The sequence below is a fragment of the Corynebacterium pseudodiphtheriticum DSM 44287 genome (genome assembly GCF_000688415.1).
Taxonomy (GTDB): domain Bacteria; phylum Actinomycetota; class Actinomycetes; order Mycobacteriales; family Mycobacteriaceae; genus Corynebacterium; species Corynebacterium pseudodiphtheriticum.
This window is the reverse complement of record NZ_JIAH01000006.1, coordinates 230,191-255,625: the sequence shown is the minus strand read 5'-3', so window position 1 is coordinate 255,625 and position 25,435 is coordinate 230,191. Positions and strand designations below refer to the sequence as shown.

The window sequence follows — 25,435 nt, the reverse complement described above, 5'->3', positions numbered from 1 at the left end:
GTGTGTCGCCTACTTCCTACTTCTCGTTCATCTTTTTGTATTTTGCCTCGACATCATCGAGGCCACCCAAACCATCGAAAGCCATCTCTGGATAGTGGTCAAACTCACCATCACAGATGCGTTCGAAAGCGTCGATGGTTTCTTCCAGAGGAACGGTAGAACCTGGCAAGCCGGTGAACTTCTCTGCGACGTAGAAGTTCTGTCCCAAGAAGCGCTGGATACGACGGGCCCGCTGAACGGTCACCTTGTCTTCTTCTGACAACTCATCCATACCCAAGATGGCGATGATGTCCTGCAATTCCTTGTTCTTCTGCAGGATGTTGATGACGCGCTGTGCGATCGCGTAGTGGCGCTCACCCACGATGCCAGGCTCGAGGATACGGGAGGTCGAAGACAGTGGGTTCACGGCAGGGTAAATACCCTTCGACGCAATCGAACGATCCAGCTCGGTTGTCGCGTCCAAGTGCGCGAAGGTAGTAGCTGGAGCCGGGTCGGTGTAGTCGTCGGCGGGGACGTAAACGGCCTGCAGGGAAGTAATTGACTTACCACGTGTAGAGGTAATCCGTTCCTGCAAAACACCCATCTCATCAGCCAATGTTGGCTGATAACCCACGGCGGAAGGCATACGGCCCAACAGCGTGGAAACCTCGGAACCTGCCTGAGTAAAACGGAAGATGTTGTCAATGAACAACAAAACGTCCTGGTTTTGAACGTCGCGGAAATATTCAGCCATGGTTAGACCAGACAAGGCCACGCGCATACGAACCCCTGGTGGTTCGTCCATTTGACCGAAGACAAGGGCGGTGTCTTGCAACACGCCCATCTCTTCCATTTCCAGGAACAGGTCAGTACCCTCACGGGTACGCTCACCGACGCCGGCGAACACGGAAGTACCGGAGAAGTTACGAGCGATACGAGTGATCATTTCCTGGATAAGAACGGTCTTGCCGACGCCGGCGCCACCGAACAGACCAATTTTGCCACCCTTAACGTAAGGGGTAAGGAGGTCGATAACCTTGATTCCAGTCTCCAGAATCTCGGTTTTGCCCTCCAGCGCATCGAATGGTGGCGGATCGCGGTGGATTCCCCACTGTTCGCCGTCGCGGCCCAATCCTGGTTCGTCCAAACACTCACCGAGCGCATTGAAGACGTGTCCTTTGACGGCATCGCCGACGGGAACAGTAATTGGCTTACCAGTGTCGATAACCTCAGCGCCACGGACGAGACCGTCCGTAGGTGCCAACGCAATGGTCCGGATCAGGTTATCGCCGAGGTGCTGTGCAACCTCAAGCGTGATGGTCTTGGCGACTGCCTCGAGGGTGACCTCGACAGTCAGCGCGTTGTACAGAGCAGGCATCGCTCCACGCGGAAATTCCACGTCGACGACCGCACCGGTGACGCGCACGACGCGGCCGGTAGCGTTGGCGCTACCTTCCTGCGTGTTCTGCTCATCGAGAGCTGTAGTCATGATTTAGTCACTTTCTCCGCTGCCGGCAAGCGCACCAGCGCCACCGACGATCTCGTTGATTTCCTGGGTAATCTGTGCCTGACGAGCCTGGTTAGCAACGCGCGACAGGTCGTTGACCAACTCGGTCGCATTATCCGTCGCAGCTTTCATGGCTGTACGGCGCGCGGCAGACTCCGCAGCCGATGCTTCCAGAAGCATTGCGTACAGAATACGTGAGACGTACTTCGGGAGCAGGGATTCCAGTAATAATTCTGGATCCGGCTCGAATTCCATCTGAGCTTCAGTTTCGCCGTGAGTAGTCGAAAAACCTTCGTCGACGACTTCTTCCTCTTGGTAAACAGGCTCAATTGGAAGCAACTGATGAACGTTTACTTCCTGTACGAGCATAGATTCAAACGTTGTGTGAACTACGTGGACCGAATCAAAGCCGAGCAGGTCTTCACCTTCGACAACATTGACTCCGTCGCGATGTGGCGCAGTTCCTTCAGAGCTTGCTTGGAAGCCTTCGATGAGATGCTGGCGCATATCATGGGTAGCTTCCATGCTTGGGTCCTGGGAAAAACCAGTCCACTGCCCTGCGATGTCGACGCCACGGAATTGATAGAAATCAACGCCTTTACCGCCGGCAACGTAACGCTTGACCTCATAGCCTTTTTCGTCCAAGAGTTTCTCCAACTCATTGGCACGTTTCAGCACGTTGTAATTGTAACCACCACACATGCCGCGATCAGAAGTAATGACTAGCACTGCGGCCGTCTTTACGTGCTCGCGTGGCTTCAGCATAGGGTGTTCCAGCGTCGTTGCAGACGCCAGGCGCTCCATCACTTCTTGCATCTCCTCAGCGTATGGCTGTGCTTCTTCCACACGAGCCAAAGCTTTGTTAATGCGCGAGGTGGCAATCATTTCCTGCGCTTTGGTGATTTTCTTCGTTGAGTTAACCGACCGAATTCGGTCGCGTAATTCGCGAAGAGTAGCCATGGTTTCCTTCCCTCCCTTCTTTCCTTATCTCGAAGCAATCAGAGTTACTACTGCTAGTTACTTCTTGACGCTCTTTCGGGAGACGTTGAGCTGGTTCTTTTCCACTTCAGATTCCTCCAGAGGATCTTCGTGGTTGTCGATCACAGGCTCACCGGAGGTGGTTTGGAAACCCTTCGCGAATTCGTCGTTAGCATTGCGCAAAGCTTCCTTGGAGTCATCATCCAAAGGCTTACCGCCCTGGATTTGCTCGTATACCTGTGGAACCTCACCCTGCAAGTACTCGTGGAGTTCGGTTTCGTATCGGCGAGTGTCCTCAACCGGAACGTTGTCGAAGGCGCCTTCCGAAGCCAACCAAATCGAGACGATTTGGAATTCCACATTCTGAGGGCTGGACTCTGGCTGCTTCAACAGTTCAACCAGGCGCTGGCCGCGATCAAGCTGGGCCTTGGACGCAGCATCCAGATCCGAAGCAAAGGTGGCGAACGCTTCCAAGTCACGATATGCGGCCAGATCAAGACGAAGGTTACCTGCAACCTTCTTCATGCCCTTGGTCTGAGCAGCACCACCGACTCGGGATACCGAGATACCGACATCGATAGCTGGGCGAACGCCCTGGTTGAAGAGATCGGACTGCAAGAATACCTGGCCGTCCGTAATCGAAATGACGTTGGTCGGAATAAAGGCGCCGACGTCATTTGCCTTAGTTTCAATAACAGGCAACGCAGTCATCGAGCCTGCTCCGAGCTCATCGTTAAGCTTTGCAGCGCGCTCAAGCAAACGGGAGTGCAAGTAGAAAACGTCACCTGGGTAAGCTTCGCGTCCTGGTGGACGGCGCAACAGCAACGAAATTGCGCGGTAGGCCTCAGCCTGCTTCGTCAAGTCATCGTAGATAACCAAAACGTGCTTGCCTTCATACATCCACTGCTGGCCAAGGGCAGCACCGGAGAACGGTGCCAACCACTTGAAACCAGCGGCATCAGATGCTGGTGCAGCAACGATGGTGGTGTACTCAAGAGCCCCATGCTCTTCCAACGTACGGCGAACACCGGCGATGGTGGTGCCCTTTTGGCCAATCGCAACGTAGATGCATCGCACCTGTTTGTCCGGATCACCGGACTCCCAGTTTGCCTTCTGGTTAAGGATGGTGTCGATGCACAGAGCGGTCTTACCGGTCTTACGGTCGCCAATGACCAGCTGGCGCTGGCCGCGTCCGATTGGAGTCATCGCATCAATCGCCTTGATGCCAGTCTGCATTGGTTCTTCGACCGGCTGCCGGTCAAGAACGCCAGCGGCCTGCAACTCAAGTGCGCGTTCTTTGTCAGATTTGATCTCACCCAGACCATCGATTGGTTGGCCCAGGGGATTAATCACGCGGCCAAGAAAATCTTCGCCTACGGGGATGGAAAGTACTTCTCCGGTCCGTTTAACCTCATCACCTTCTGCCAGTGATTCGAAGTTTCCCAGAACTACGACACCGATGGAATCAGTGTCCAAGTTCTGTGCGACGCCAATAACGCCGCCCGGGAACTCCAGGAGCTCATTCGCCATAACGGACGGTAGGCCAGAGACGTTGGCAATACCGTCGGCTGCCGAAATGACCACGCCGACCTCCTCACGGGAGGCCGCCGCGGAATAGCTCGAGGTGTAGTTCGCAATCGCGCTACGGATCTCGTCGGAGGAGATCGTTAGCTCCGCCATGTTCTTCCTGCTCTCGGTTGTGTTTTCCAGCAATTACTTTATAAGGATCGTTTATTACGTCAGCACTGTCAGAAACGCTCTAACCAACGCTTAGCGCTGAACGCATACGCGCCAGCTTAGCCTTGGTCGAGCCATCGATGACTTCGTTACCAACGTGGATGCGCACGCCACCGAGGAGGCTGGGGTCAACCTCATTGTGGATGGACATCCGATGATCATAAATCGTGTGAAGTTTTTCTGCGAGGGCTTCCCGCTGTGCACCAGTCAAGCTTCCAGCACTGACTACACGAGCCACCTTGTGGCCGCGCAGTTCGGCTGCCTGCTCAACGAGTGCGGCAACATCGCTAGCCGGATCTTTTTCAATCCTGCCAACCGCATGCAACACGAGCGCCTCGCTAAACATCGTGATGTTTTTACCTTCGAGGAGTCGAGCAAGCAGTGAGCGTCGTTTCGAAGCCTCAACCCGGCGATCAGACAGCAGCATGCATAGCTCGCCTTCCCGGTCCAGTACACGAGACAAAGAAAACAGCTCTTGCTCAACCTGTTCTAACTGGTTTTTGTATTCCGCTCCCCGCAATAAGATGCGACGAGCTCCCGCAACCAAACCGGTTCTTAGGTCTCGTGGGGTTGACCAAGTTAGCCCCACTGCTTTTCTCAGAACATTCAGAGCGTTGGAAGAAAGGTGTTGCGTAAAAACCTCGTCTGCCAAAGCCACTCTTTGTTCAGCAGAGGCTGCATTGTTGGCAAGCGCAACGCGTAGGGGTCGATCACCTTCGATCGCTTCAACGACCTCAAAGATCTCCAAACCGGTCTGCGAGTCAACCTCTACAGCATTCGAAGACTGAGACGAAGTCTCGTCAATAGCTGCGTAAAGTTGTTGCAATGCTTCGCGGCTCGCTGCTTTCATGCTTGCCTACTTTCTTGCGGCTGGTGCCACGTTGTCGAGTTCGGACAAGAACGAATCTACCGTTCCGGATTGCTTAGTAGCATCCGATAGTTCGGTGCCGAGCAAACGCTCAGCCAAGTTAATCGAGTTTTGTCCCAGATCTGATCGCAGATCCGCAATGACTTGTTCGCGGTTCGCAGAAAGCTGCTTGTTGCCAGCTTCAATGATGCGAGTAGCTTCTTCTTCAGCCTTTGCTTTGTGCTCGGCTTCGATTTGCTCGCCGCGCTTACGAGCATCCTCACGGATGGTCGCAGCTTCTGCACGGGCATCCGCCAGTTGTGCGTTGTATTTTTCCAACGCTGCCTTTGCTTCAGCCTGGGCGGCTTCAGCGCGGTCCATCCCGCCTTTAATCCGGTCCTCGCGCTCGTCAAGAACTTCTTGGAATTTCGGGATCACAAATTTTGCGAAGAGGAAGACGACAACTGCAAGCGGAATGATCGACCAGACGATGTCGTAGTTCGCAGGCAAAAGGAGGGAGTTCCCACTTTCGAGTGGCAATTCCTCTCCATGCTCCGCAAGCAAATAAGTGACGTTCATAGGCTCTCCAGTCTTAAAAAGTGTGGTGTTATTTCCGCGCGCTTTTTAGAACAGGAAGCCTGCAACGAGGCCGATAAGGGCAAGAGCCTCAACGAAGGCGATACCAAGGAACATGGTGGTACGAAGCTGGCCAGCCATCTCAGGCTGACGCGCCATACCTTCCACGGTCTTACCAACCAAGATACCGATACCCAGACCAGGGCCAATGGTTGCCAATCCGTAGCCGATGGCGCCCAGCTCGATGGAGGACTCAGTTGCCTGTGCCAAGATGATCTCGTTCATGTGAAAGTCAATCCCTTTCGTGGTTCTCGGTAAGGTTTACCGAGAGTGTAGTTGCTGTGGGGTTATGTAATTAGCCGCGTGGTTCGCGAGTTTGTCAGTGTGCGTCTGCGTGCAAAGACAATTCGATGTACACCGCAGTCAGCAAGGCGAAAATGTAAGCCTGCAAGAAGATGATAATCACTTCGTACAGGGTAAACAGGACCGCTGCCAATACCGTCACACCGGATAGTGCTGTCCAGCCATTGAGCTGCCAGAAGAAGAAGTTAGTGGCGCTAAACAGCAACACTAAAATAATGTGACCGGCAAGGAAGTTTGCCATCAGACGCAGTGCCAGCGTGATCGGACGCAGGATGAACGTCGAGAAGAATTCGATCGGCACGACCAGAACGTGCAGTAATGGTGGCAGATTAGGAATCACCACCGAAGACTTCACGAATTTGCCGAACCCATAGCGCTTTGCACCGGCATAAATCATGGTGATATAAGCCAGTAGCGCAAGAGCGATCGGCATTCCGATACGTGCATTTGCCGAAATGTTCAGGCCCGGAATGATCGTCGAAACATTCATGAACAAAACTGAGAAGAAGATTGCCGCGAGAATCGGCAGGAACCTTCTACCTTCCTTTTTGCCCAAAATGTCTTCGGCAATGTGGATCCGAACAAAATCCAGCGCGTACTCCATGACGTTCTGCAAACCTGAAGGAACCAGCTTGGGGCTCCTAAAGGCGACGAGGAAGACCACCAGCATGATCGCCAGCATTAGCAAGCGAACAAGCATCAAGCGGTCTAGCGCGAACCAACCACCCAAGAAATCATCAAGGATGATGTGGCCATAGTATTGCCCCGGGAAAAATTCTGGGTCCAGTTCAGGCGAGTGGAACTCACCTCGAAAGGCCATAGTTGTAACGCTCAGCGTTCTCTCCCGTGTTCGGGCCGCATGAATAACTCATACGGTGCGATGGACGTCTTCAAACTCGCTGCCGTTACCACGGACTCCGTCGCACATCAGCGCGGCAACAGCAGGGGAAACAGCGCAGCATTTCAGTCACACCCTTACAGTTACCTGTGAAAGGCGCACCACTATTGCGGTTACCCGTGCAGTATATTATCAGCGTAATCCGATTCTGTCGCCTTGTGGGGGTAACTTTTTCTATTAATAAGCTGACCTGCACAAATTCGCAGTTATTTTTCGCAAAAGTCTCTCACTTTTCATGCAATTAAAGTCACAGAGTTGCGGCAGTGTTTGCCTTTGCCGGGGCCACTTTATCCAACAAAAGTAACTTTGGATGTAACGATGGCCCAGACTTCCGTACCTAAAGTAAGGATGAGCACTACAACGACCGTCACGAATAATGAAACAGTGTGGTAGAAGTCCAAATCTCGGATTGCAAACAGAACCAACACCAACAGCGTAATTTTTAGTAACCAACTCCCAAGCACAACGGCCATCGTTGTGGACGGTGTGGTATTTGCAGTGAGCAATACGCTCACAGCAGTAAACAGCACGAAACTTCCCCCGATACCCGCGCCAAGAAGCACCCCCGATAATCCCGGTAGTCCCGCAATTGCACCCCAAAGCACGAGTGAAGCGATTGTCGCGATGATCAGTGCGCGAATTCCCAACCGCAACCCTCGTTTGAGGGGCAAACTATGATCCTCGTAGGGTGATAACCCCTGAGCGTGATCGTGATTCTTCGCGCCATCAGGACCATCGCCCGTGTTATATCCCTTATTTTTCGCTAGATTCATTAAATCTTTCCTGCCCCTATATCGTGGAAACTCTTTTACCTTTATTCACGGCTTCCGCCTCCCCATTTAACAGATCGCAATTGCTTCAGCACAGTACTAACTATGTATGAAGCACGCTTGACCGTATTAAATAGGTGACTGATTGGACACAAATTTGAGTGCTCGATCGTTGCGACCAAGTTTTCCAGCCTTTAACGGAATCATCGTCACAAGACCTGCTATCAGAAGCGCAAACACCGTCCCAGCCAGCGCTATCCAGGCCGGAACGACAGAAAAACTCACTGCACCAAATGCGACTACAGCAACCCAAAGGTACAACACCAAAACTGTTCGTCGGTGCGTGTGCCCGAGCGATAGCAATCTGTGATGAATATGCTGCTTATCCGCCGCCATCGGCGATTGCCCACGAGCTACCCGGCGCACCACAGCGAGAATAAGGTCCAATACCGGCACAAAAACCGCTGCCAACACAACAATGAATGGAGAAACCAGCGCCACCACATCTGCTGCACCGTATAAGGACATATTAATCTTGCCGCTCGCTGAGGTCGCCGCCGCCGCCAACAATGTACCAATCAGCATTGAGCCGGAATCACCCATAAATATCCTTGAAGGCTCAAAGTTATGAGGCAAAAATCCCGCACAGATACCGACCAAACCCGAGGCGATGATCGCTGGTGGATATGCCGAAACTGCTCCCCCTTGGTCATATAACACTGTCAGGGAAAACACTAAGATCGCGCCTCCCGCAATCATTCCCAAACCAGCTGCTAAGCCATCCAAACCATCTACAAAATTTATGGCATTAATGAGCATCACGGTGAACAACACGGTCAAGATTAGAGACTGGACTTGATCGAGTACGACCGTGGTTCCGTCCCCAATCGGCAGAAAAAGCAGCGTCCAGGTTAATCCCAACAGGCTCATCAAACAGGCTGCAACAATTTGTCCCACCAACTTGAGCACCGCAGTTAGCTCAAATAAATCATCCAACACGCCAACGATGACAATGGCAAAAGCCGACCACAATACCGCCGTCATTTCCGGGGTCACGGGCATAAAACCGCGGTTCAACGCGGGTAACTGCATTGCGAGAGCAACCGCGAGCAAAAAGCCGCTGAACATAGCAACCCCACCAAGCCGGGGAGTTGGCTGAGTGTGCACATCACGCGCGCGGATTTCCGCTATGCGTCCGGAACGCACCATTACACTGCGAACCAGGCCAGTGATCAGAAACGTCACGGCTGCTGCAACCAAAAGCACCAGTCCGAGTTCCCGTATCGGGATTCCCGCCGCTCCCATCAGTTTTTCTCTTTATGCAGTGCCTCCGGCGAAAGCCCAAGCACTTCTGCAATTCGGTCCGTACTAATTGCACCCTCACGCAAAACCACCGGGTGCGACCCCGACAGATCAACGATGGTAGAGGCTTGCCCCACAGGACTATCACCATCATCCAAGTAGACAGCGACATTGCGCCCAAGTTGCTTTTCCGCCTCAAACACCGATTTCGGTGGCTTCTGTCCAGAAATATTTGCCGAAGAAACCGCCATTGGGCCAACTTCCTGCAGGAGCGATATAGCCACGGGGTGCAACGGCATGCGCAACATAACCGTTCCACGCGTATCGCCCAGATCCCAAGGCAGCGAAGGAGCCTGCGGGACGATAAGAGACAGTCCACCTGGCCAAAATGCTTCAATCAGGGTTTTGGTTTGTTCAGGGAATTCTCGGACCAGGCCCTGGACCGTCGCCCACGAACCAACGAGCACGGCTATTGGCATGTCTCGCCCCCGTTGTTTCGCCTCGAGTAACCGAGCGACAGCATCATTGTCAAAAGCATTACACCCTAGGCCGTATAGAGTGTCAGTCGGCATAACCACCAACTCGCCAGCACGTGCTGCCTCTACTGCTGCGCTTATTCCGGCGTTGCGTTGATTACTGTCATCGCAGGAATATGTTGTGCTCATTGCGCCTTTGCCTTTCTCATACCTCACGTGATCGCTGTCGACTTCTCCGTGCCCACACGGGCCGGTCATGGCTACTCGAGATCGCTATATAGATGTCCCTCGGAGCCGCAGCCAATACGTGCTTAGTCTACGCGCTAAGATTTTACGCGTTTGGCAGCAGTCACAAACCGCTTCCTGCCGGTCAAATCAGCTAACGGGGTAACGGCACAAAAATCTGCTTCTGCTTTAAACACCTGGAGTGATTGTTCTGAAGTTGCATCATCATGTTCGAAACCTACTAAACCGCCAGGTCTTAATAAGCGCGCACATTGCACAGCGAGCCCATTAATAACATCCATCCCGCTCTCGCCGGCGAAGACGGCATCATCAGGATCCGCATACACCTCAGCATCTAACGTGTCATCGCGCGGAACATACGGAGGATTGCACACTATGAGATCCACCTGCCCCGCAATGTCGGCTAGCAGCGTCGGATCGAGTACATCTCCGTCGACTAACTCATAGTTGAGGCCATAATGTTGCTGCAAGTTGTACAGGTTTTTTTCCGCCCATCGCATGGCTCGTGAAGAATATTCCACGCCAATGACCCGGGCGGCGCTGAACTCGTGCGCAATATAAGCGGCAAGAGCGCCAGTCCCGGTGCACAGATCTAACACCACCGGGTGCTCGGAAGTAATGTCGCCGACAAGCTTGTCGACGGCCCATTGCGCAAGCACTTCCGTTTCTGGCCGTGGAATGAAAACGCCTGGCCCGACGAGCATATCCAGCGGTCCAAAGGGAGCAGATCCGATAATGTGTTGCAGCGGCTCACGACGTTCTCGCCGCTCAATTGCCGAAGCTAAACCTTTGGGAGCAGGTTCGCGCAAATGAAGAAATACTTCAGCGGACCCTACAGCAAGATAGTGTCCCGCAAGTAAACGAGCCTCACCTGCGGCGTTTGCAATACCGGCAGCAGAGAAACGACGAATGGCTGAATGCAGCACCGCGTGTAGCGGTGGCTGCTTATCCGGCACCGGAAACTCCACGCGTTACTTCGCCTCTAAGCGCTCAGCACGTTCTTGATCCTGTAAAGCCTTGATCAAATCGTGCATATCGCCATTGAGGACGCTATCCAAGTTACTGGCTTTGTATCCGATGCGGTGATCCGCAATCCGGTTTTCCGGCCAGTTATAGGTCCGAATTCGTTCTGAACGGTCCATCGACCGCACCTGCGAAGCTCTTTGTTCACCCGCTTCTTCGTCTGCTTTTTCCCGCTCAATCTGATCCAACCGCGCCTGCAGCACCTGCATGGCCCGTGCTTTGTTTTGGATCTGTGAACGCTCCTGCTGGCAGGTCACCACCAGCCCGGTCGGCAAGTGCGTGATACGAACTGCGGAGTCCGTGGTGTTGACTCCTTGTCCACCTTTGCCTGAAGAACGGTAGACGTCGATACGCAAGTCTTTTTCGTTGATGTCGACCGATTCCACTTCTTCCGGCTCCGGGTAGACCAGAACACCAGCCGCGGAAGTCTGGATGCGCCCCTGGGATTCGGTTACCGGCACGCGCTGTACACGGTGCACTCCGCCCTCATACTTGAAAAATGCCCAAGCGCCATCACGACCAGGGTTTTTCGCACGGAAAGAAATCGTCATATCTTTAACGCCACCGAGATCAGATTCATTCAGCGCAAGTACGTTCCAGGCAAAACCGGCCTTATCGGCGAAACGCTCGTACATGCGGGCAAGGTCAGCGGCGAACAATGCGGCCTCTTCCCCACCTGCACCAGCCTTGATCTCCATAATGATATCTTCAGAATCTTGCGGATCCCGCGGTGCTAACAGGTCAGCAAGCTTTTCCTGCAACTGTTCTACTCGTACCGCAAGTTCATCAGCTTCCGATTGAAAATCATGATCCTCGTAAGCCATCTCCCGCGCAGCTTCTAGATCTTCTTTCGCTGCGGTCAGCTCTTCATAGGTGAGCATGATAGGCCGCAATTCGGCATAGCGTTTCGAGAGCTTACCGAATTGTGCCTGGTCACCGGCAATTGACGGATCTGACATCTGGGCTTCAATGCCACGATATTCAGAAACGACATCGTCGACAAGTGATACCTCATTAGCCATTAATTAGTCCTCTTCTTCAAGCGCCGCTGCCATCGGAGCCGACGACGCAACCTGCATCAAGAATTCGCCATTCGACTTCGTCTTCCGCAGCTGTTTAATCAACAAATCTATAGCCTGGTGCGAATCCAACGCGGACAAAATCCTGCGCAGCTTCGTCATAATGCGCGCTTCTTCTGGCACCAACAGCAACTCGTCTTTCCGCGTGCCCGATGGGTTGACATCAACCGCCGGGAAGACACGGCGCTCGGAGATTCCACGGTCCAGCTTCAGCTCTGCGTTTCCAGTGCCCTTGAACTCTTCAAAAATCACGGTGTCACCAGTCGAACCGGTCTCCACCATAGCGGTCGCAATGATCGTCAACGACCCACCGTTTTCAATGTTGCGGGCCGCACCAAGGAATCGCTTCGGTGGATACAGTGCGTTCGAGTCGACACCACCCGAGAGGATACGACCAGACGCTGGTGACGAATTATTGTATGCACGGCCCAGACGGGTGATCGAATCCAACAGCACAACGACATCCTGGCCCTGTTCTACTAAGCGCTTAGCACGCTCAATAGCAAGTTCGGCAACCGCGGTGTGCTCTGAAGGTGGACGATCAAAGGTTGACGCAATGACTTCACCATTGACGTTGCGTTGCATATCTGTAACTTCTTCTGGGCGTTCGTCGACAAGCACTACCATCAGATAGCATTCCGGGTTGTTCGTCGAGATTGCGTTCGCGATGTTCTGCAAGATGGTCGTTTTACCAGCCTTTGGTGGCGAAACGATCAACGCTCGCTGGCCTTTACCAATCGGCATGATCAAGTCAATCACGCGGGTGGTTAGAATCTTCGGCTCAGTTTCCAGACGCAGACGCTTATTCGGGTACAACGGCGTGAGCTTACTGAATTGTGGTCGCTGCTTGGCTTCTTCAGGGTGCAAACCGTTGACGGTTTCCACGAACACCATCTGGTTATACTTTTTCCGATTACGGCCTTTGCCGTGCGACTGTCCGCCCCCGGTCATTTTCACCTTGCCGGTTAGATAATCGCCAGTACGCAAATGGAAACGGCGAACCAAATTGGTGTTGACGAAAACATCAAGCGAACTCGGACGATATCCCGTAGTACGCAAGAAGGCAGCATTGCCATCGACTACTTCCAGAATGCCCGCGACTTCTTGCAGACCGTTATTGCGGTTGTCATTGTTACCGCCTTGGTCATTGCCACCATCGTGGTTACCCCCCTGATTATTTCCAGAGTGATCGTTGCTTAACTCGTTATTGTCGCGGTTGTTACCACGATTCCGGTGTTCCCGTGGACCCCGGTTGTCACGGTCGTCGCGGCCACCACGTGCATTGCGGTTACGGTGGTCATGGTCAGTACGATCTTGACGCTCAGATTGGCCACCCCGATCTGCTACCTCAACAACATTGTTGTCAGTACTGCTGTGGTTCTGGGAATCATTTTGTGCCGCTTCCTGCTGGTGATTGTTTTCACCTAAGCGACGAACGCGCCGACCTCGACGCCCTCTGCGGGTGTTAGCAGCCGGGCTAGTATGTTGCACAACGGGCTGCTGCTCCTGGTCTTGCGCTTGAACCGCTTCATCAGCCTCCGACACCTGTGTAGCCTGCAACGATTCGCGACGGGAATCATTGTCGTTCCGGCGATTCCGGTCATGTTCATGCTGCTGGTTGTGCTGGTTGTTGTTAGCGCGAGCTTTAGCACGTGCCCGGCGCGCACGGCGAGCTGCTGCAGGCGAAGGGGTCTCTTCCTCTGGTGCAGCACCAGGGGTGTTCTTTTCTAGACCCGGCTGTTGCTGTCCTTCTTTGCTGCCCCTAGCGCGGTCGCCACCATCCACAGTGACATTTTGCTTTACAGATACGGACTGCTCAGTGTGCTCGGTTGAGGCCGGAGCCTCCTTTTCAGGCGAATTCCGTACGCTGTCTGTTCCGGATTCCTGAGCGGCCAATCGCGCGGCACGCTGTGCTTCTAACTCGGACTTCTTCATTCGCGGCAACGGTTTCTCAGTGGATTTACGTGGCACCTTACCAGTTTCAATTGCTACGATCAGCTCTCCCTTACGCAGGGCAGTGATGCTTTTCAACCCTTTGGCGATGGCAAGCTCCCGCAGTTCAGGAAGCTTCATGGAATACAGGTCTGGGTTGTCCGTTGTGCTCACGGATATCCTTTCGCGTCGATTTTTCTCGCGTGATTCAGGTAGCCCCGATAACCGGGGATCCCGGACTACAGCCTGGGCGCGGGCAGTGCGCAACGCGTGCGCGGAAGAAATTGTGAGATGCCTTGGCATCACTTCCGGCTGCTTGCTTTCTGCGCGCAACACCGTGGCAGTAGTGAAAAGTTAAAAGACTAATTCCAAATTTCTCATTCGGATCCCGCTCGGCGAAATACCGCAGCATCTTCGCTCGGGCATTCCTGGTTGTGAGAATTTAGAATAATCGTGCAGACGGTGTGAATACTCTGCCTACCGATTTCACGCACCAGTGTAGCGCACATCAATGTTTTTTCGTATTTACCCCCTAATGGAGCCATATTCCCCTTCGTTCTCTAACCTTTTACTGTCCCGCTAGGCATTATTCGGCAGCCACTATCTAATGCCTGCAGTCACCGCTAAAATTGGGTTCATGCTCTCGACGATGCAGGATCTGCCGCTGTCTGTGTCCAGAATTTTGGAATACGGTCGTAGCACGCACGCCACGACGAAGGTCACCACCTGGTCTCCGAATGGCCCACAAGAAACGACTTTTAGCGCGATCGCGTCCCGGGCAGCGGCATTTGCGCACGCATTACGTACACGTTTTCAGATTGATGGCGACCAGCGGGTCGGCACCTTGCTTAATAACTGCGCCGAACATCTCGAAGTCATGTTTGGCGTGATGTCAATGGGTGCGGTCTTCGCTCCACTCAACAAGCAGTTGATGCTGGATCAATTAACGCACATCGTCAATCACAGCCACACCGAGATACTGGTAGTCGACCCGCGGATGATCAACCAAGTGCGAAAGATTACGGAAGAGGCACCGTGTGTACACACCGTGGCCTTCATTGGTTTACCAAGCCCTAATGAGCTCGCGGATTTCGCGGAGCAGTTACCAGCTCATATTTCGGTGTATTCCTATGAATCCCTATTAGATGGCCAACCAACCACTTTTGTTTGGCCAATAGTTGACGAGCGTGATGCTACCGCGCTGTGCTATTCGACAGGCACAACTGGAGCACCGAAAGGCGTGGTCTATTCACACAGAGCAATCTACTTAGCAGCACTACAACTGCGTACCACTGATTCTCTTGCCATCACTCATGGTGAATCATTTCTGTGTGGTGTTCCGATCTATCACGTGTTGTGCTGGAGCGTCCCCTTCGCTGCTTTTCTATCCGGCGCTCCCTTAGTACTCCCCGACGCTGACACCTCTGCACCGACACTCGCCACGATCATAGAAGCAACACACCCGAGACGCGCGAACGGCGTGCCCAGCCTCTGGATCCAGCTGATGGTGCATTATCTGAAGAATCCACCAGAGCGGATGTCGCTGACAGAAATATTCGCTGGAGGCTCCCCAGCGCCGCCGTCGTTGATTAAAATCTGGGAAGAGCGCTACGGTGTCGACATCGTCCATGTCTGGGGGATGGCGGAAACTACCACCATAGGCACTGTTTCGCGCCCACCATCAGGCGTATCTGGAGAAGCGCGCTGGGGATACCGGATTTCGCAGGGGCGTTTTCCGTCGATGCTGGAATACCGCGTAGTAAACGACGGAGAAATCGTGCCGAACACCGACCGCAATGAGGGTGAGATCCAAGTTCGGGGAAATCTGGTTACTGGATCATACTTCCATTCTGCTGCAGAAGCGTCCAACGGAACCGCAGCAGAATTCCGAGGCCAAGATGTCGCCGATGATATTGATGCCGCTCGTAACAAGTTTACTGACGACGGCTGGTTACGGACTGGCGATGTCGGTTCCATCACCAAAGATGGTTTTTTGACGGTATCCGACCGTGCCCGGGATGTGATCAGATCCGGCGGCGAATGGATTTATTCCGTTGGGCTGGAAAACATGGTGATGGCTTCCGACAGGGTTGTGGAATGTGCCGTAATTGGCTACCCAAACCCGAAATGGAATGAGCGCCCGTTAGCAGTCACCGTGCTGCACGCTGGTGTACCACGCACCGAAGCTACAGCCAACGAACTGCGCAATTACCTTCGCGAATCACTGCCGAATTGGATGGCACCGGAATATTGGGCTTTTGTCGATTCCATCGATAAGACCTCCGTCGGCAAGTTCGACAAAAAAGATCTCCGTGAGCACCTCGAAGCTGGTCGCTTGGATATCATTGCCTTGCCAGGTCCTGGTGTGCGCATCGAGCAAAAAGATGACACAGAAGATTCAGAACTCACAGATGGTACATCATGATCATTCCCACTGTCAGACTCATTGTGCCTGCCGCACAGGGATATTAAAATAGGAACTAATATGTCCACATCTGTTGCGCTGCCTGATCCTACTACCCCGCCGAACTCGCCTGTGCAGGATATCGCTAACGATCTTCCTGCAGCCAATGCCGACGGCACCCGTCTACTCCTTGATCGTTACGGGCGCACCGCGCGCGACCTACGCGTTAGTCTCACAGACAAATGCAATCTACGCTGCACTTACTGTATGCCAGCCGAAGGCCTGCAGTGGATGCACAATAGCGCAGTGCTTACCGACGACGAAGTTATCCGTTTAGTTCGCATCGCCGTGGAAAAACTGGGGGTTCGAAAATTACGGTTCACCGGTGGCGAGCCCTTACTGCGTAAATCCTTGCCCAGCATCATCGAACGCAGCAAAGCCTTGACAACAGATACCGGGGATGCGCCAGAAATCGCCCTGACTACCAACGGGCTCGGGCTAGATAAGCGCGTGGCTAGTTTGTCAGCTGCCGGGCTAGATCGGATTAACATATCCTTAGACACCATCGACAAGGCAAAGTACACGGCCCTAACACGCCGTGACCGTCTGGATCATGTGCTGCGCTCAATCGATAAGTGTGCCGAAGCTGGTTTAAGCCCTATCAAAATCAATGCCTTGGTAATGAAAGGCGTCAATGAAGACGATGTCGTCGATCTCGCGGCTTTTGCACTCGATAAAGGGGCGCAGCTGCGATTTATCGAGCAGATGCCACTAGGACCACGCGAGGCCTGGTCCCGGGAAGATATGATCACCGCCGACGAAATACTAGCGAAGCTGCAATCGTCGTTTATTATGACACCGGCAAAACAACCACGCGGTTCTGCCCCTGCTGCTTTATGGGATGTGTGGAAAAATGCAGATCATAGCGTGCACCGAGGCAAACTGGGCATCATCAGTTCTGTCTCCTATCCGTTCTGCGGAGACTGCGACCGCACTCGCCTTACCGCAGATGGGGCAATTCGCACGTGCCTATTTAGCAACCGCGAAACCCAGTTACGCGATTTGCTTCGTGCTGGTGCCAGCGACGACGAACTAGCCACCATCTGGGCAGCTGCCATGTGGGAAAAACTTCCTGGCCACGGCATCAATGACGAAGGCTTTTTGCAACCTGCACGCACCATGTCTGCTATCGGTGGTTAAGGTGGCGACACAATAATGATTACTTCTTCAGTCTCGGTTGCAGAACACCTAAAGCGTGTACGTGAACTCATACAACCGACCAAGCCCCAGCGCCTATCGGTAGAGGAAGCTCATGGACGCTACCTTGCGCAGACTGTGCAGGCCCACGTCGCTATCCCCTCTTTCCACAATTCCGCGATGGATGGTTTCTTGGTCCATGACAAAGATCTTTCTGGATCTGGTCCGTGGACGCTGCCGGTATCCGGCGAAGTTGCGGCCGGCGGGCTTCCGCAAGAAGTTGTGCCGAATCAAGCCCTTCGCATTATGACGGGGGCCCCGATTTCCGGGGATGCAAAATCGTTGCGGGTGATTCCGTCAGAATTCACGGACGCATCGCTAGGACCCGCACAATTGCCAACACAGGTAACCATCCACGAGGTACCAAAGAAGCGACATATCCGGTTGCGCGGTGAAGTAGTAACACCAGGCGAAGACATCGCTCACCCCAACACACTTATCGACGCTGGGACCCTGGCATTTTTTCTCACCGCTGGTGTCTCTCACGTGTCGGTATACCGTCGCCCGCAGGTTGCTGTGATTTCTTCCGGAGATGAATTAGTTTCCACCGCCAACGTCGGTGCCGCAGCTACTAACAATGTCGACAACGCTGCCGGTGTTGCTACCGGTGTCGGAACCGCAGATGAAAATGCGGATTACCGCATTGCAGATTCCAATGGCCCAATGGTTGCCAATTTGTTGGCTGAGCACGGCCCAGTCGACGTTCGCCGATTCCACGTCGGCGATGGAACCGACAAGCTCACTGCGCTTCTCGACGAACTTACGTCATCAAGCGCTCAGCCAGTAGATCTCATCGTTACCACCGGTGGGATCTCACAAGGCGCTTTCGACGTGGTCAAAGCTACCGCTGTAGATTCCCCAAACGCGGATTTCTGGTTCGGAAACGCAGCGCAGCGACCCGGTTCACCACAAGGCGCCGGCCTATGGAATGGCACGGCTGTCGTAACCCTACCGGGCAACCCTGTTGCTGCCTATGTCTCTGCGACGGTATACGTACTTGCCTGCCTATATATTTTGCAGGGTCGCGTAACCTCCACCCCAGTCGAGGCCAGGAGCACAACCGAGTGGTGGCCACACTGCGCTGCCTTAGTTCACGCTCACCCAACCCTGCCACTCCCGAGGCCTGGAAAAACCCAATTGGTACCTGTCCAGGTCGTTCCTGCTGACACCGGATTGCTCGCGGTTCCAAATACCGGAGGAAATCCCGGTTCACATTTCGTCAGTACACTCATAGGAATCGACGGTCTAGCAGTGATTCCGCCAGCAGAAGACGCAGAGCACCCTGATTCCCCTGGAATGGCAACCGTACTCGGCTGGTCTCGTTAGCATCTTGATAGGAAGCGAAAATATATGAAACAACCCCCGCATTTAGACAGTTCCGGCAACGCCTACATGGTCGATGTGACAGAGAAGAAACCAACTGTTCGCGCAGCAACCGCTGTAGCTTCTGTTGTGTGCTCCAAGGAGATTCTGGAAGCCTTACGCAATGGAACCGTCCCCAAAGGTGATGTCTTCGCTGTCGCGCGTATCGGCGGTATCTCTGCTGCGAAACGGGTTCCAGAACTGCTCCCATTGGCTCATACAATCGGGGTTCACGGGTGTGAGGTTTCCCTCGACTTGCTGGAAGATCGCCTGCGCATCGAAGCCACAGTACGCACCGCGGACCGCACAGGCGTGGAAATGGAAGCCCTCACTGCGGTCAACGTTGCCGCACTCAACGTAATCGACATGGTCAAAGGCGTCGATCGAAGCGCATATATTAGCAATTGCGCGATCATTAAGAAATCCGGTGGCCGTTCCGGCGACTGGTCTCGCCCGGAGCCGCAATAGGTCACAAAAACACCACCACGTAAAAGCTATGACCAACGCAAATCAGCCAGAAATTCTTGCCGACGATTCCCCCGCCTACGACGACCTTGCCGTCATTATTTTGGCCGGGGGCCGTTCAGAGCGGATGGGCGGAATTGATAAGTCCACGATCCGTCTCAACGGTACCCGGTTAATAGACCATCAACTTGCGGGTGTGCTGTCACTCGGTGTTGAGAAGCAAGCGATCGTGATCGTTTCCACCAAACAGCTAGCTGCAGAAATCTCCCACACTGCAGAAAATCCAGCCTTCGGTGGGCCATTAGCCGGGATTTCTGCAGGATTATCAGTAATTCCGACAGGTGCACAACGCGTAGCAATCTTGAGCGTAGACGCGCCGGACTCGTGGCAGCTACTACCCGCACTTATGGCTGAACTGACACGGCATACGGAACGGGATGCAGCAATCATTGAAGATTCGGCGGGAATCGCGAACCCATTGTGTTCAGTTTGGAAATCGGAACGCCTGCAGGCTAATCTCGCAGAAATTGGTACTGCGCACAACAAGCCAGCCCGTGCTTTAGTGCGTCACGCAGATTGGATTGGCGTCGACGGTGGCGGGCTCGAGGTAGATTACGACAGTCTCCCTGAGTTGAAAGTACGTGGCGCGGTAGAGCTACCTACAGATAATTCCCGCTAAATTTGCACGACTATGTGCTTCTATACTCTGCAGTTACTCGAGCTTGCGGTTCTGCAGAAGAAGTTTATTCAGCCTGCCGCGTGAGCCAGCCGTCAATCCCACCGCGCAAATTTCCCAGGCGGGTCATGCCCGTCGCCTGTAGGTACGCGATTGCTTGGCTTGAACGCTTACCTGCTGCACAATAAATGACTACCGGATGCTGTGGATCATGTGCACGAACGGTGCTGATGACTTGAGCTGCAACAGCCTCACCGGCGATTACAGAACTCGCTTGCTCACCAGGGCGCTGAGCACTGCCGTTAAAGGTCGACAGCGGGATATTTAATGCACCAGGAACCGAGTATTCAGCATATTCATCGGGTTCACGGACATCAATGACCACAGCATCCTCTGGAATGTCATCGACCACTAGGCCTTCTTCGAGCTGATTTCCGGGCTCCTCATTAGCGTCTGCCCTTATAGGACCGCTAGACAATACAGACTCACGCGTGATTGCATTAGCTCGTACTGGGATATATTCCCATTCCCCCAACAGCGCGTCGAAGTAACCCAGACGCCCTGATAGCGGCTTTCCAATGCCTGTGAGTACTTTTATTGCTTCTAACGCCATAGCCGAGCCCACCACTCCGACCACTGGTCCCAGCACTCCTGCTTGTGCGCAAGAAGGAACCGAACCAGGCGGTGGCGGCGTAGGAAAAACATCCTCATAAATTGGACCATCGCCTAAACCGAACACTGAAATTTGTGCGTCAAATCCCAGAATTGAACCCCATATATGCGGGATTCCGCTGCGCAATGCAGCCCACGAAATAAGGTATCTGGCGCCTAAGTTATCGGTGCCATCTATCACCAGATCAGCCCCAGCAAAAATCTCCCGCGCGTGTTCCCTATCTAGTTCAGCATTGATGACAGCAACCGCTATATGCGGGTTTAGGGTTTTGATAGTATCCCTCGCCGAAGCAGCCTTCGGGGTACCGATTGTCTCAGTGGTGTGGATAATCTGACGGTGCAAATTAGATAACGAGACTTCATCACCATCAATGATGGTTAGCGCGCCTACCCCTGCAGCGGCCAGATAGAGCAGCGCTGGAGAGCCTAATCCGCCGGCGCCAACCACAACGACGTGCGAACCAGCTAACTTTTCTTGTGCTTGTCGGCCAAAACCGCGCAAGCTAAGTTGTCGCTGATAACGCGCAACCCATTGCGGATCAAACTCCATGTACTCTTTGCCTCCCTAGTGATGCTGTCTCCCTTATGACGTTATGACGGTTCACCGTCTAGTCCAGGCCGACCCATTGCGTTGAGCCATCAGTAAGAAATTGTTCTTTCCAAATTGGCACTGTAGCTTTGACACGATCTGCCAATTCAGCACAAGCAGCAAATGCTTCCTTACGGTGTGCACTCGCTACCACAACCGCGAAAGCCAGCTCTCCAATCCCAAGCTTGCCTGTGCGATGCGCAGCCCACAGGCGCACATCCGGGTACTCGGCGGCAATGTCAGCGACGACACTTGACAATTCCTTCTCGGCAGAGGGGTGAGCGGTATACACGAGCTCGTCGACCGAATGTCCGTGGTCATGATTGCGGATAATACCGTCAAAAGTAACAACAGCCCCGGCAGTCGCATTGGGCACCAATCGCTGCGCTTCTTCACGTAATGGCTCCAACGGCTGGTCAGTAAGGGCAGTACCGATGATGCGCGCGTTTAGCGTGCTCTCTCTCGCTTGGTTCGCCGCAGCTGTGGGTTCTTCAGAAGAATTAGGAATGATGTTTGCCATGATTGGTGACTTGGCGTCCTTTCAAAATATTAATTGCATGGGCCAACACGTCTTCTAGCACCTTGACGCCGTCGCGCACTCCTCCCGGTGAGCCAGGCATAGCCATCACGAAGGTCTGCCCCACAGTGCCTGCTAGCGCACGAGATAGTGTTGCAGTCGGCGTTTTTTCCAGACCTTTTGACCAAAACGCGTGTGCAATACCAGGCAGCTCCCGATCCAGATGTGCTTGGATCGACTCAATCACCTGATCATCTGGACTAATTCCTGTTCCACCTGACGTTAAAATCACGTCAGGCCTGTCAGAACTAGCGAAAATTTCAGCAATAACACGGGATATATCTTTATCCGCGACCACGCGTGCATCCGGGGTGCAAAAGCCTTGCTCCCGTAAAAATCTCACGGCAATGGGGCCGGATTCATCAGTGTAGAGTCCGGCTGCGGCACGAGTCGAGGACACCAGCACCAATCCTCTAGGTGCAGGATGCCCAGCATGCTCTGTATTTTGGTCATGCCCAAACTCAAGAGTATCTACAGTATCGCTACGCGCCATGCTGGCCTTTCTGCTGTGGTGAGCTCACATTCGCCGCACGATCAGTACGGGCTTTCCGCCCCCAATCTTATTCGAAAACCCGCATACCGCGATAGAATGTGCGAATCTCACACTGCTTAGCACACCGTGATATTGCTATCCAATAAACAATCCTGCCGCGCGTACCATCGTGTCCCATAGCCCGAAGGCCAAACTCACACCGATAAAAATACCCAGAATGAGGGAAACCGCGTTGTGCGCGAAACTAGAGTTGCCTTTTGCCTGACCGTTCTCCTTTGCTTCCCGTTCAGCTTCTTCAACAGCTTTGCGGTCAGCAGCTTCTTTTTGCTTGACGACGTCTACATCGACATAGTGTTTCTCATTGACAGGTTTGATCAAAAGGTTCGCGACGACACCAACAGCCAGCAATCCACACATCAACAATAAACTTGCCCGATACAAGTCAGCACCTTCTAAGCCCGCATCGGCACGGGATTCCACCACCGTGTTCACGATCAGTGGGCCTGCGACACCGGCAGCAGCCCATGCCGTGAGCAACCGACCGTGGATCGCTCCGACGTTGTAGACACCGAATAGATCTTTCAGGTAGGCGGGCACTGTAGAAAAGCCACCGCCGTAAAAAGAAATGATAACCAGCGTACTGAGAACGAAAATGGCCAGCGACGCTGAAGAGAAACTGGCAACCACCAAGTACAAGAGTAATCCAAGACCTAAGTAGAGGAAATAGGTGTTTTTCCTGCCGATCCAGTCTGACACCGTTGACCAGACAAAACGACCCCCCATATTCGCTAGCGACAGCAAGCCAACGTAACCTGCGGCTGCGCCCGCCGTAATTTCTGCGAAATAATCCTGCACCATCGGGGCCGCATTTTCTAAAATTCCAATGCCGGCCGTGACGTTCACGAAAAGCACCACCCACAGCAGCCAAAATTGTGGGGTCCGCAAGGCTGTATTTGCTGACACATTTCCCGTGGTTTTCATCTTCGTTCCGGAGTTATTCTCCGGTTGATATCCCTTAGGTTTCCAGTCTGGATGTGGTAACCGGATCGCATAAGCCCCTAGCGCAATGACCACCAGATACAAGATAGCCAAGGTCAGGAACGTCCCATAGAGGCCGTCGGCAAGATTCGCGGTACCTGAGCCGCCGCCAAAGAATTCCATCATGGTATTGGAAGCAGGACTCGCGATTAAGGCACCGCCGCCGAATCCCATAATCGCCATCCCAGTAGCCAGACCGGGTTTATCTGGAAACCATTTCATCAAGGTTGATACTGGGGAAATATAGCCAATCCCCAATCCGATACCACCGATTACGCCATAGCCCAAATAGACCAGCCATAACTGCCCAATTGCGAGACCAAATATAGCGACGAAAAAGCCAATAACCCAGAACAGACCAGCAGTTGCCATTGAGGTTCTCGGCCCAACTTTTTCAACCCAGTTTCCAGCAACGGCTGAAGAAAGCCCCAGCATTCCAATAGCAAGGGAGAAGATCCACCCCACAGCCACTTCACGGACAGCAAAAAACTCCATCAACGGGGCTTTAAATACCGAAAAGGCATAAACCTGGCCGATCGATAAGTGAATTGCCAATGCAGCTGGTGGTATTAACCAGCGATTAAATTCTTTCGGCGCAATGATCCTAGTACGCGCAAAGAATGAGGTGGCCGTTGCCATAAGTGTCTCCCCATAATTATTGTGTGTTAATTCACTAACTCTAGTGTGCTAAACATAATAAAGGATGGTGACCCAGACAGCAGCAATAGGCCGACCTTGTAGTCGTTTTGGGGCTTCCCAGGTTTTCGCTCACATCTTGGTGCCCTAAAACCTCATAGCCCCGTGCAAGGCAAACCAGCTAAAGCGGGTAAGCCCACAACCGCTGACGCGCGTTAACGGTAGCACCAGCCGGAACCCGCACCAGTGCGTCTGCGGCTACTGCCTGCTGCAACAGGTGCGAGCCAGGCCCAGAAACGACTCGCGCTCGAACATGCCCGCTGGAATATTCAAATCGGGCCCGTAAAAATTGATCTTTGTCAGATAGCCCCGTCAAAGGCTCCGCAGAAATAACCTTGATTGGCTCCGGGACCAATCCCACCGCAGGAGCAACGAATAACCGGAAACTCACCAACGACGAGACCGGGTTACCCGGCAAACAAATGCACGGTACACCTGCAAAACTTCCATAACCTTGCGGCCCACCAGGTTGTTGGGCTACCGCACCAAACCAGGCGCCGTCTCCGTCGGCAAGCAGCTGCCGCACGACCTCATATTTCCCTTTGCTAATGCCGCCTGAGGTAACGACCAAATCTGGCTGATGCACGTCGATAGCCTGCTGCAAGCTAGTAGCAAGTGAATCAACGTCATCATCAATATGCACCCGGCCTACCGGCTCTAGCCCGTAGCGCTGTGCTTGCGCCGCCAACATGGGGAAATTCGCATCCGGAATGACGGCGGAGCCAGCTTCCGCATCCAATTCACCAATCTCGGCAACCTCTGCCCCACCGGTAGCAATCAGAACCCGCGCGCGCTTGCGTACCTCAACAGTCGAAACCCCCTGGAATGCCAAAGCTGCAATCGCAGTTGGGCTCAACACCTCGCCGGAATCAACAATAACCTCGCCAGCTCTGCTATCAATGCCTTGTTGCCGTATGAACTGCCCTTGCTGCGCCATAGAAATTTCCCGGCGCGGTGCTGTGGGCTTGCCCCGGGAGGCGTCTGTATTCGTGCCATTGGTACCATCGCTGTGAGTATTTTCCGGAAATTCCGGTGGTAGAGCGTCTTCAACACGCACAATGGCTGCTACGCCTGCGGGGATTTTAGCTCCGGTCATGATTGGCACGATCGTCTCACCGCTATTGTCAGGGTCAATCCCCTGTGGATATTTCAGCGCCGGATCAGCTCCGGCTGGAATATCCGCCCCCACGGAGAAACTACCCGGCAGGCGGTCCAAGGCTGCCTGGCTTAGGGCATACCCATCGACCTGTGAATTAGAAAACCGCGGCGAATCATACGGCGCGGGAACAGCTGTAACGAGGTAACGGTCTAAAGCATCAGCCACCAGAATGGATTCTGTACTCGGCCAGGTACCGAATTGGGCAATCAATTCGGTGATATTAGCCAAGTGTTCTTCTGGAGTTAGCTTTGTGCTTCCAGCCGCTTGCTGTCGACAGTTGCTCATAATTCTATTTAAGCACTGTTCTATTTAAGGTGTGTTCTATTAAGCAGTG

At 53.5% G+C, this 25,435-nt stretch carries 23 protein-coding genes; 5 read left to right on the top strand and 18 right to left on the bottom strand.

The features are described from left to right. Positions 1-16 precede the first annotated feature (16 nt). From atpD to rho, 13 genes are all read right to left on the bottom strand, one after another. Positions 17-1,468: a F0F1 ATP synthase subunit beta gene (atpD, locus tag O146_RS0104220; RefSeq protein ID WP_021353104.1), complete on the bottom strand. Its 1,452-nt coding sequence runs from the start codon at positions 1,466-1,468 to the stop codon at positions 17-19. Positions 1,469-1,471: 3 nt separating this feature from the next. Continuing rightward, on the bottom strand, positions 1,472-2,446 hold the full coding sequence (locus O146_RS0104215; RefSeq protein WP_021353103.1) for a F0F1 ATP synthase subunit gamma: 975 nt from the start codon (positions 2,444-2,446) through the stop codon (positions 1,472-1,474). Positions 2,447-2,503: 57 nt separating this feature from the next. Then, positions 2,504-4,177: a F0F1 ATP synthase subunit alpha gene (atpA, locus tag O146_RS0104210; protein WP_024272794.1), complete on the bottom strand. Its 1,674-nt coding sequence runs from the start codon at positions 4,175-4,177 to the stop codon at positions 2,504-2,506. A gap of 46 nt (positions 4,178-4,223) precedes the next feature. Then, on the bottom strand, positions 4,224-5,051 hold the full coding sequence (locus O146_RS0104205; protein ID WP_027017751.1) for a F0F1 ATP synthase subunit delta: 828 nt from the start codon (positions 5,049-5,051) through the stop codon (positions 4,224-4,226). A 6-nt stretch (positions 5,052-5,057) separates the two neighbouring features. Further along, complete coding sequence (locus O146_RS0104200; RefSeq protein ID WP_021353100.1) at positions 5,058-5,627, bottom strand: F0F1 ATP synthase subunit B; 570 nt, start codon at positions 5,625-5,627, stop codon at positions 5,058-5,060. A 45-nt stretch (positions 5,628-5,672) separates the two neighbouring features. Next, on the bottom strand, positions 5,673-5,909 hold the full coding sequence (locus O146_RS0104195; protein ID WP_018120014.1) for an ATP synthase F0 subunit C: 237 nt from the start codon (positions 5,907-5,909) through the stop codon (positions 5,673-5,675). A 94-nt stretch (positions 5,910-6,003) separates the two neighbouring features. Continuing rightward, complete coding sequence (gene atpB, locus O146_RS0104190; RefSeq protein ID WP_021353099.1) at positions 6,004-6,807, bottom strand: F0F1 ATP synthase subunit A; 804 nt, start codon at positions 6,805-6,807, stop codon at positions 6,004-6,006. Between the two features lie 365 nt (positions 6,808-7,172). Next, on the bottom strand, positions 7,173-7,658 hold the full coding sequence (locus tag O146_RS0104185; protein WP_027017750.1) for a Cg1360 family ATP-synthase-associated protein: 486 nt from the start codon (positions 7,656-7,658) through the stop codon (positions 7,173-7,175). 126 nt (positions 7,659-7,784) lie between these two features. Next, positions 7,785-8,960, bottom strand: a complete 1,176-nt coding sequence (locus tag O146_RS0104180) for a glycosyltransferase family 4 protein (protein ID WP_021353097.1) — start codon at positions 8,958-8,960, stop codon at positions 7,785-7,787. Further along, positions 8,960-9,622 carry an L-threonylcarbamoyladenylate synthase gene (locus O146_RS0104175; RefSeq protein WP_027017749.1) on the bottom strand — a complete coding sequence of 221 codons (663 nt, stop codon included), beginning with the start codon at positions 9,620-9,622 and terminating at the stop codon, positions 8,960-8,962. Before O146_RS0104175 ends, O146_RS0104180 begins: the two co-directional genes overlap by 1 nt. 134 nt (positions 9,623-9,756) lie before the next feature. Next, positions 9,757-10,647 carry a peptide chain release factor N(5)-glutamine methyltransferase gene (gene prmC, locus O146_RS0104170; RefSeq protein WP_425265829.1) on the bottom strand — a complete coding sequence of 297 codons (891 nt, stop codon included), beginning with the start codon at positions 10,645-10,647 and terminating at the stop codon, positions 9,757-9,759. Positions 10,648-10,650: 3 nt separating this feature from the next. After that, the gene (prfA, locus tag O146_RS0104165) at positions 10,651-11,724 is read right to left on the bottom strand and encodes a peptide chain release factor 1 (protein ID WP_021353094.1); all 1,074 of its coding nucleotides are present in this window, start codon (positions 11,722-11,724) and stop codon (positions 10,651-10,653) included. Between the two features lie 3 nt (positions 11,725-11,727). Next, entirely contained in the window at positions 11,728-13,887 is a 2,160-nt protein-coding gene (rho, locus tag O146_RS0104160) for a transcription termination factor Rho (RefSeq protein WP_027017747.1), read from the bottom strand. 463 nt (positions 13,888-14,350) lie between these two features. On the opposite strand from rho, the gene O146_RS0104155 reads away from it, so the two are divergent. Genes O146_RS0104155 through mobA form a run of 5 tightly spaced genes read left to right on the top strand, consistent with a single transcriptional unit; the run spans position 14,351 to position 19,880 of the window. After that, a complete protein-coding gene (locus O146_RS0104155; RefSeq protein WP_027017746.1) occupies positions 14,351-16,138 on the top strand; it encodes a long-chain fatty-acid--CoA ligase in 1,788 nt (595 codons plus the stop codon). Between the two features lie 60 nt (positions 16,139-16,198). After that, positions 16,199-17,317, top strand: a complete 1,119-nt coding sequence (gene moaA, locus O146_RS0104150) for a GTP 3',8-cyclase MoaA (protein WP_027017745.1) — start codon at positions 16,199-16,201, stop codon at positions 17,315-17,317. A gap of 15 nt (positions 17,318-17,332) precedes the next feature. Next, complete coding sequence (locus O146_RS11075; protein ID WP_051619245.1) at positions 17,333-18,700, top strand: molybdopterin molybdotransferase MoeA; 1,368 nt, start codon at positions 17,333-17,335, stop codon at positions 18,698-18,700. A 24-nt stretch (positions 18,701-18,724) separates the two neighbouring features. After that, positions 18,725-19,204: a cyclic pyranopterin monophosphate synthase MoaC gene (gene moaC, locus O146_RS0104140; protein WP_021353089.1), complete on the top strand. Its 480-nt coding sequence runs from the start codon at positions 18,725-18,727 to the stop codon at positions 19,202-19,204. Between the two features lie 28 nt (positions 19,205-19,232). Beyond that, positions 19,233-19,880, top strand: a complete 648-nt coding sequence (mobA, locus tag O146_RS0104135; protein WP_051619244.1) for a molybdenum cofactor guanylyltransferase — start codon at positions 19,233-19,235, stop codon at positions 19,878-19,880. A gap of 64 nt (positions 19,881-19,944) precedes the next feature. Here the strand turns inward: mobA and O146_RS0104130 are convergent, their stop codons facing one another. From O146_RS0104130 to O146_RS0104110, 5 genes are all read right to left on the bottom strand, one after another. Beyond that, positions 19,945-21,099 carry a ThiF family adenylyltransferase gene (locus O146_RS0104130; protein WP_027017743.1) on the bottom strand — a complete coding sequence of 385 codons (1,155 nt, stop codon included), beginning with the start codon at positions 21,097-21,099 and terminating at the stop codon, positions 19,945-19,947. A 58-nt stretch (positions 21,100-21,157) separates the two neighbouring features. Next, on the bottom strand, positions 21,158-21,658 hold the full coding sequence (locus O146_RS0104125) for a molybdenum cofactor biosynthesis protein MoaE (protein ID WP_027017742.1): 501 nt from the start codon (positions 21,656-21,658) through the stop codon (positions 21,158-21,160). After that, positions 21,639-22,208 carry a MogA/MoaB family molybdenum cofactor biosynthesis protein gene (locus tag O146_RS0104120; protein ID WP_081820565.1) on the bottom strand — a complete coding sequence of 190 codons (570 nt, stop codon included), beginning with the start codon at positions 22,206-22,208 and terminating at the stop codon, positions 21,639-21,641. The genes O146_RS0104125 and O146_RS0104120 overlap by 20 nt, the downstream gene beginning before the upstream one ends. Positions 22,209-22,343: 135 nt before the next feature. Then, a complete protein-coding gene (locus tag O146_RS0104115) occupies positions 22,344-23,885 on the bottom strand; it encodes an L-lactate MFS transporter (RefSeq protein ID WP_027017740.1) in 1,542 nt (513 codons plus the stop codon). A 178-nt stretch (positions 23,886-24,063) separates the two neighbouring features. Then, positions 24,064-25,386, bottom strand: a complete 1,323-nt coding sequence (locus O146_RS0104110; RefSeq protein WP_051619243.1) for a molybdopterin molybdotransferase MoeA — start codon at positions 25,384-25,386, stop codon at positions 24,064-24,066. Positions 25,387-25,435 lie beyond the last annotated feature (49 nt).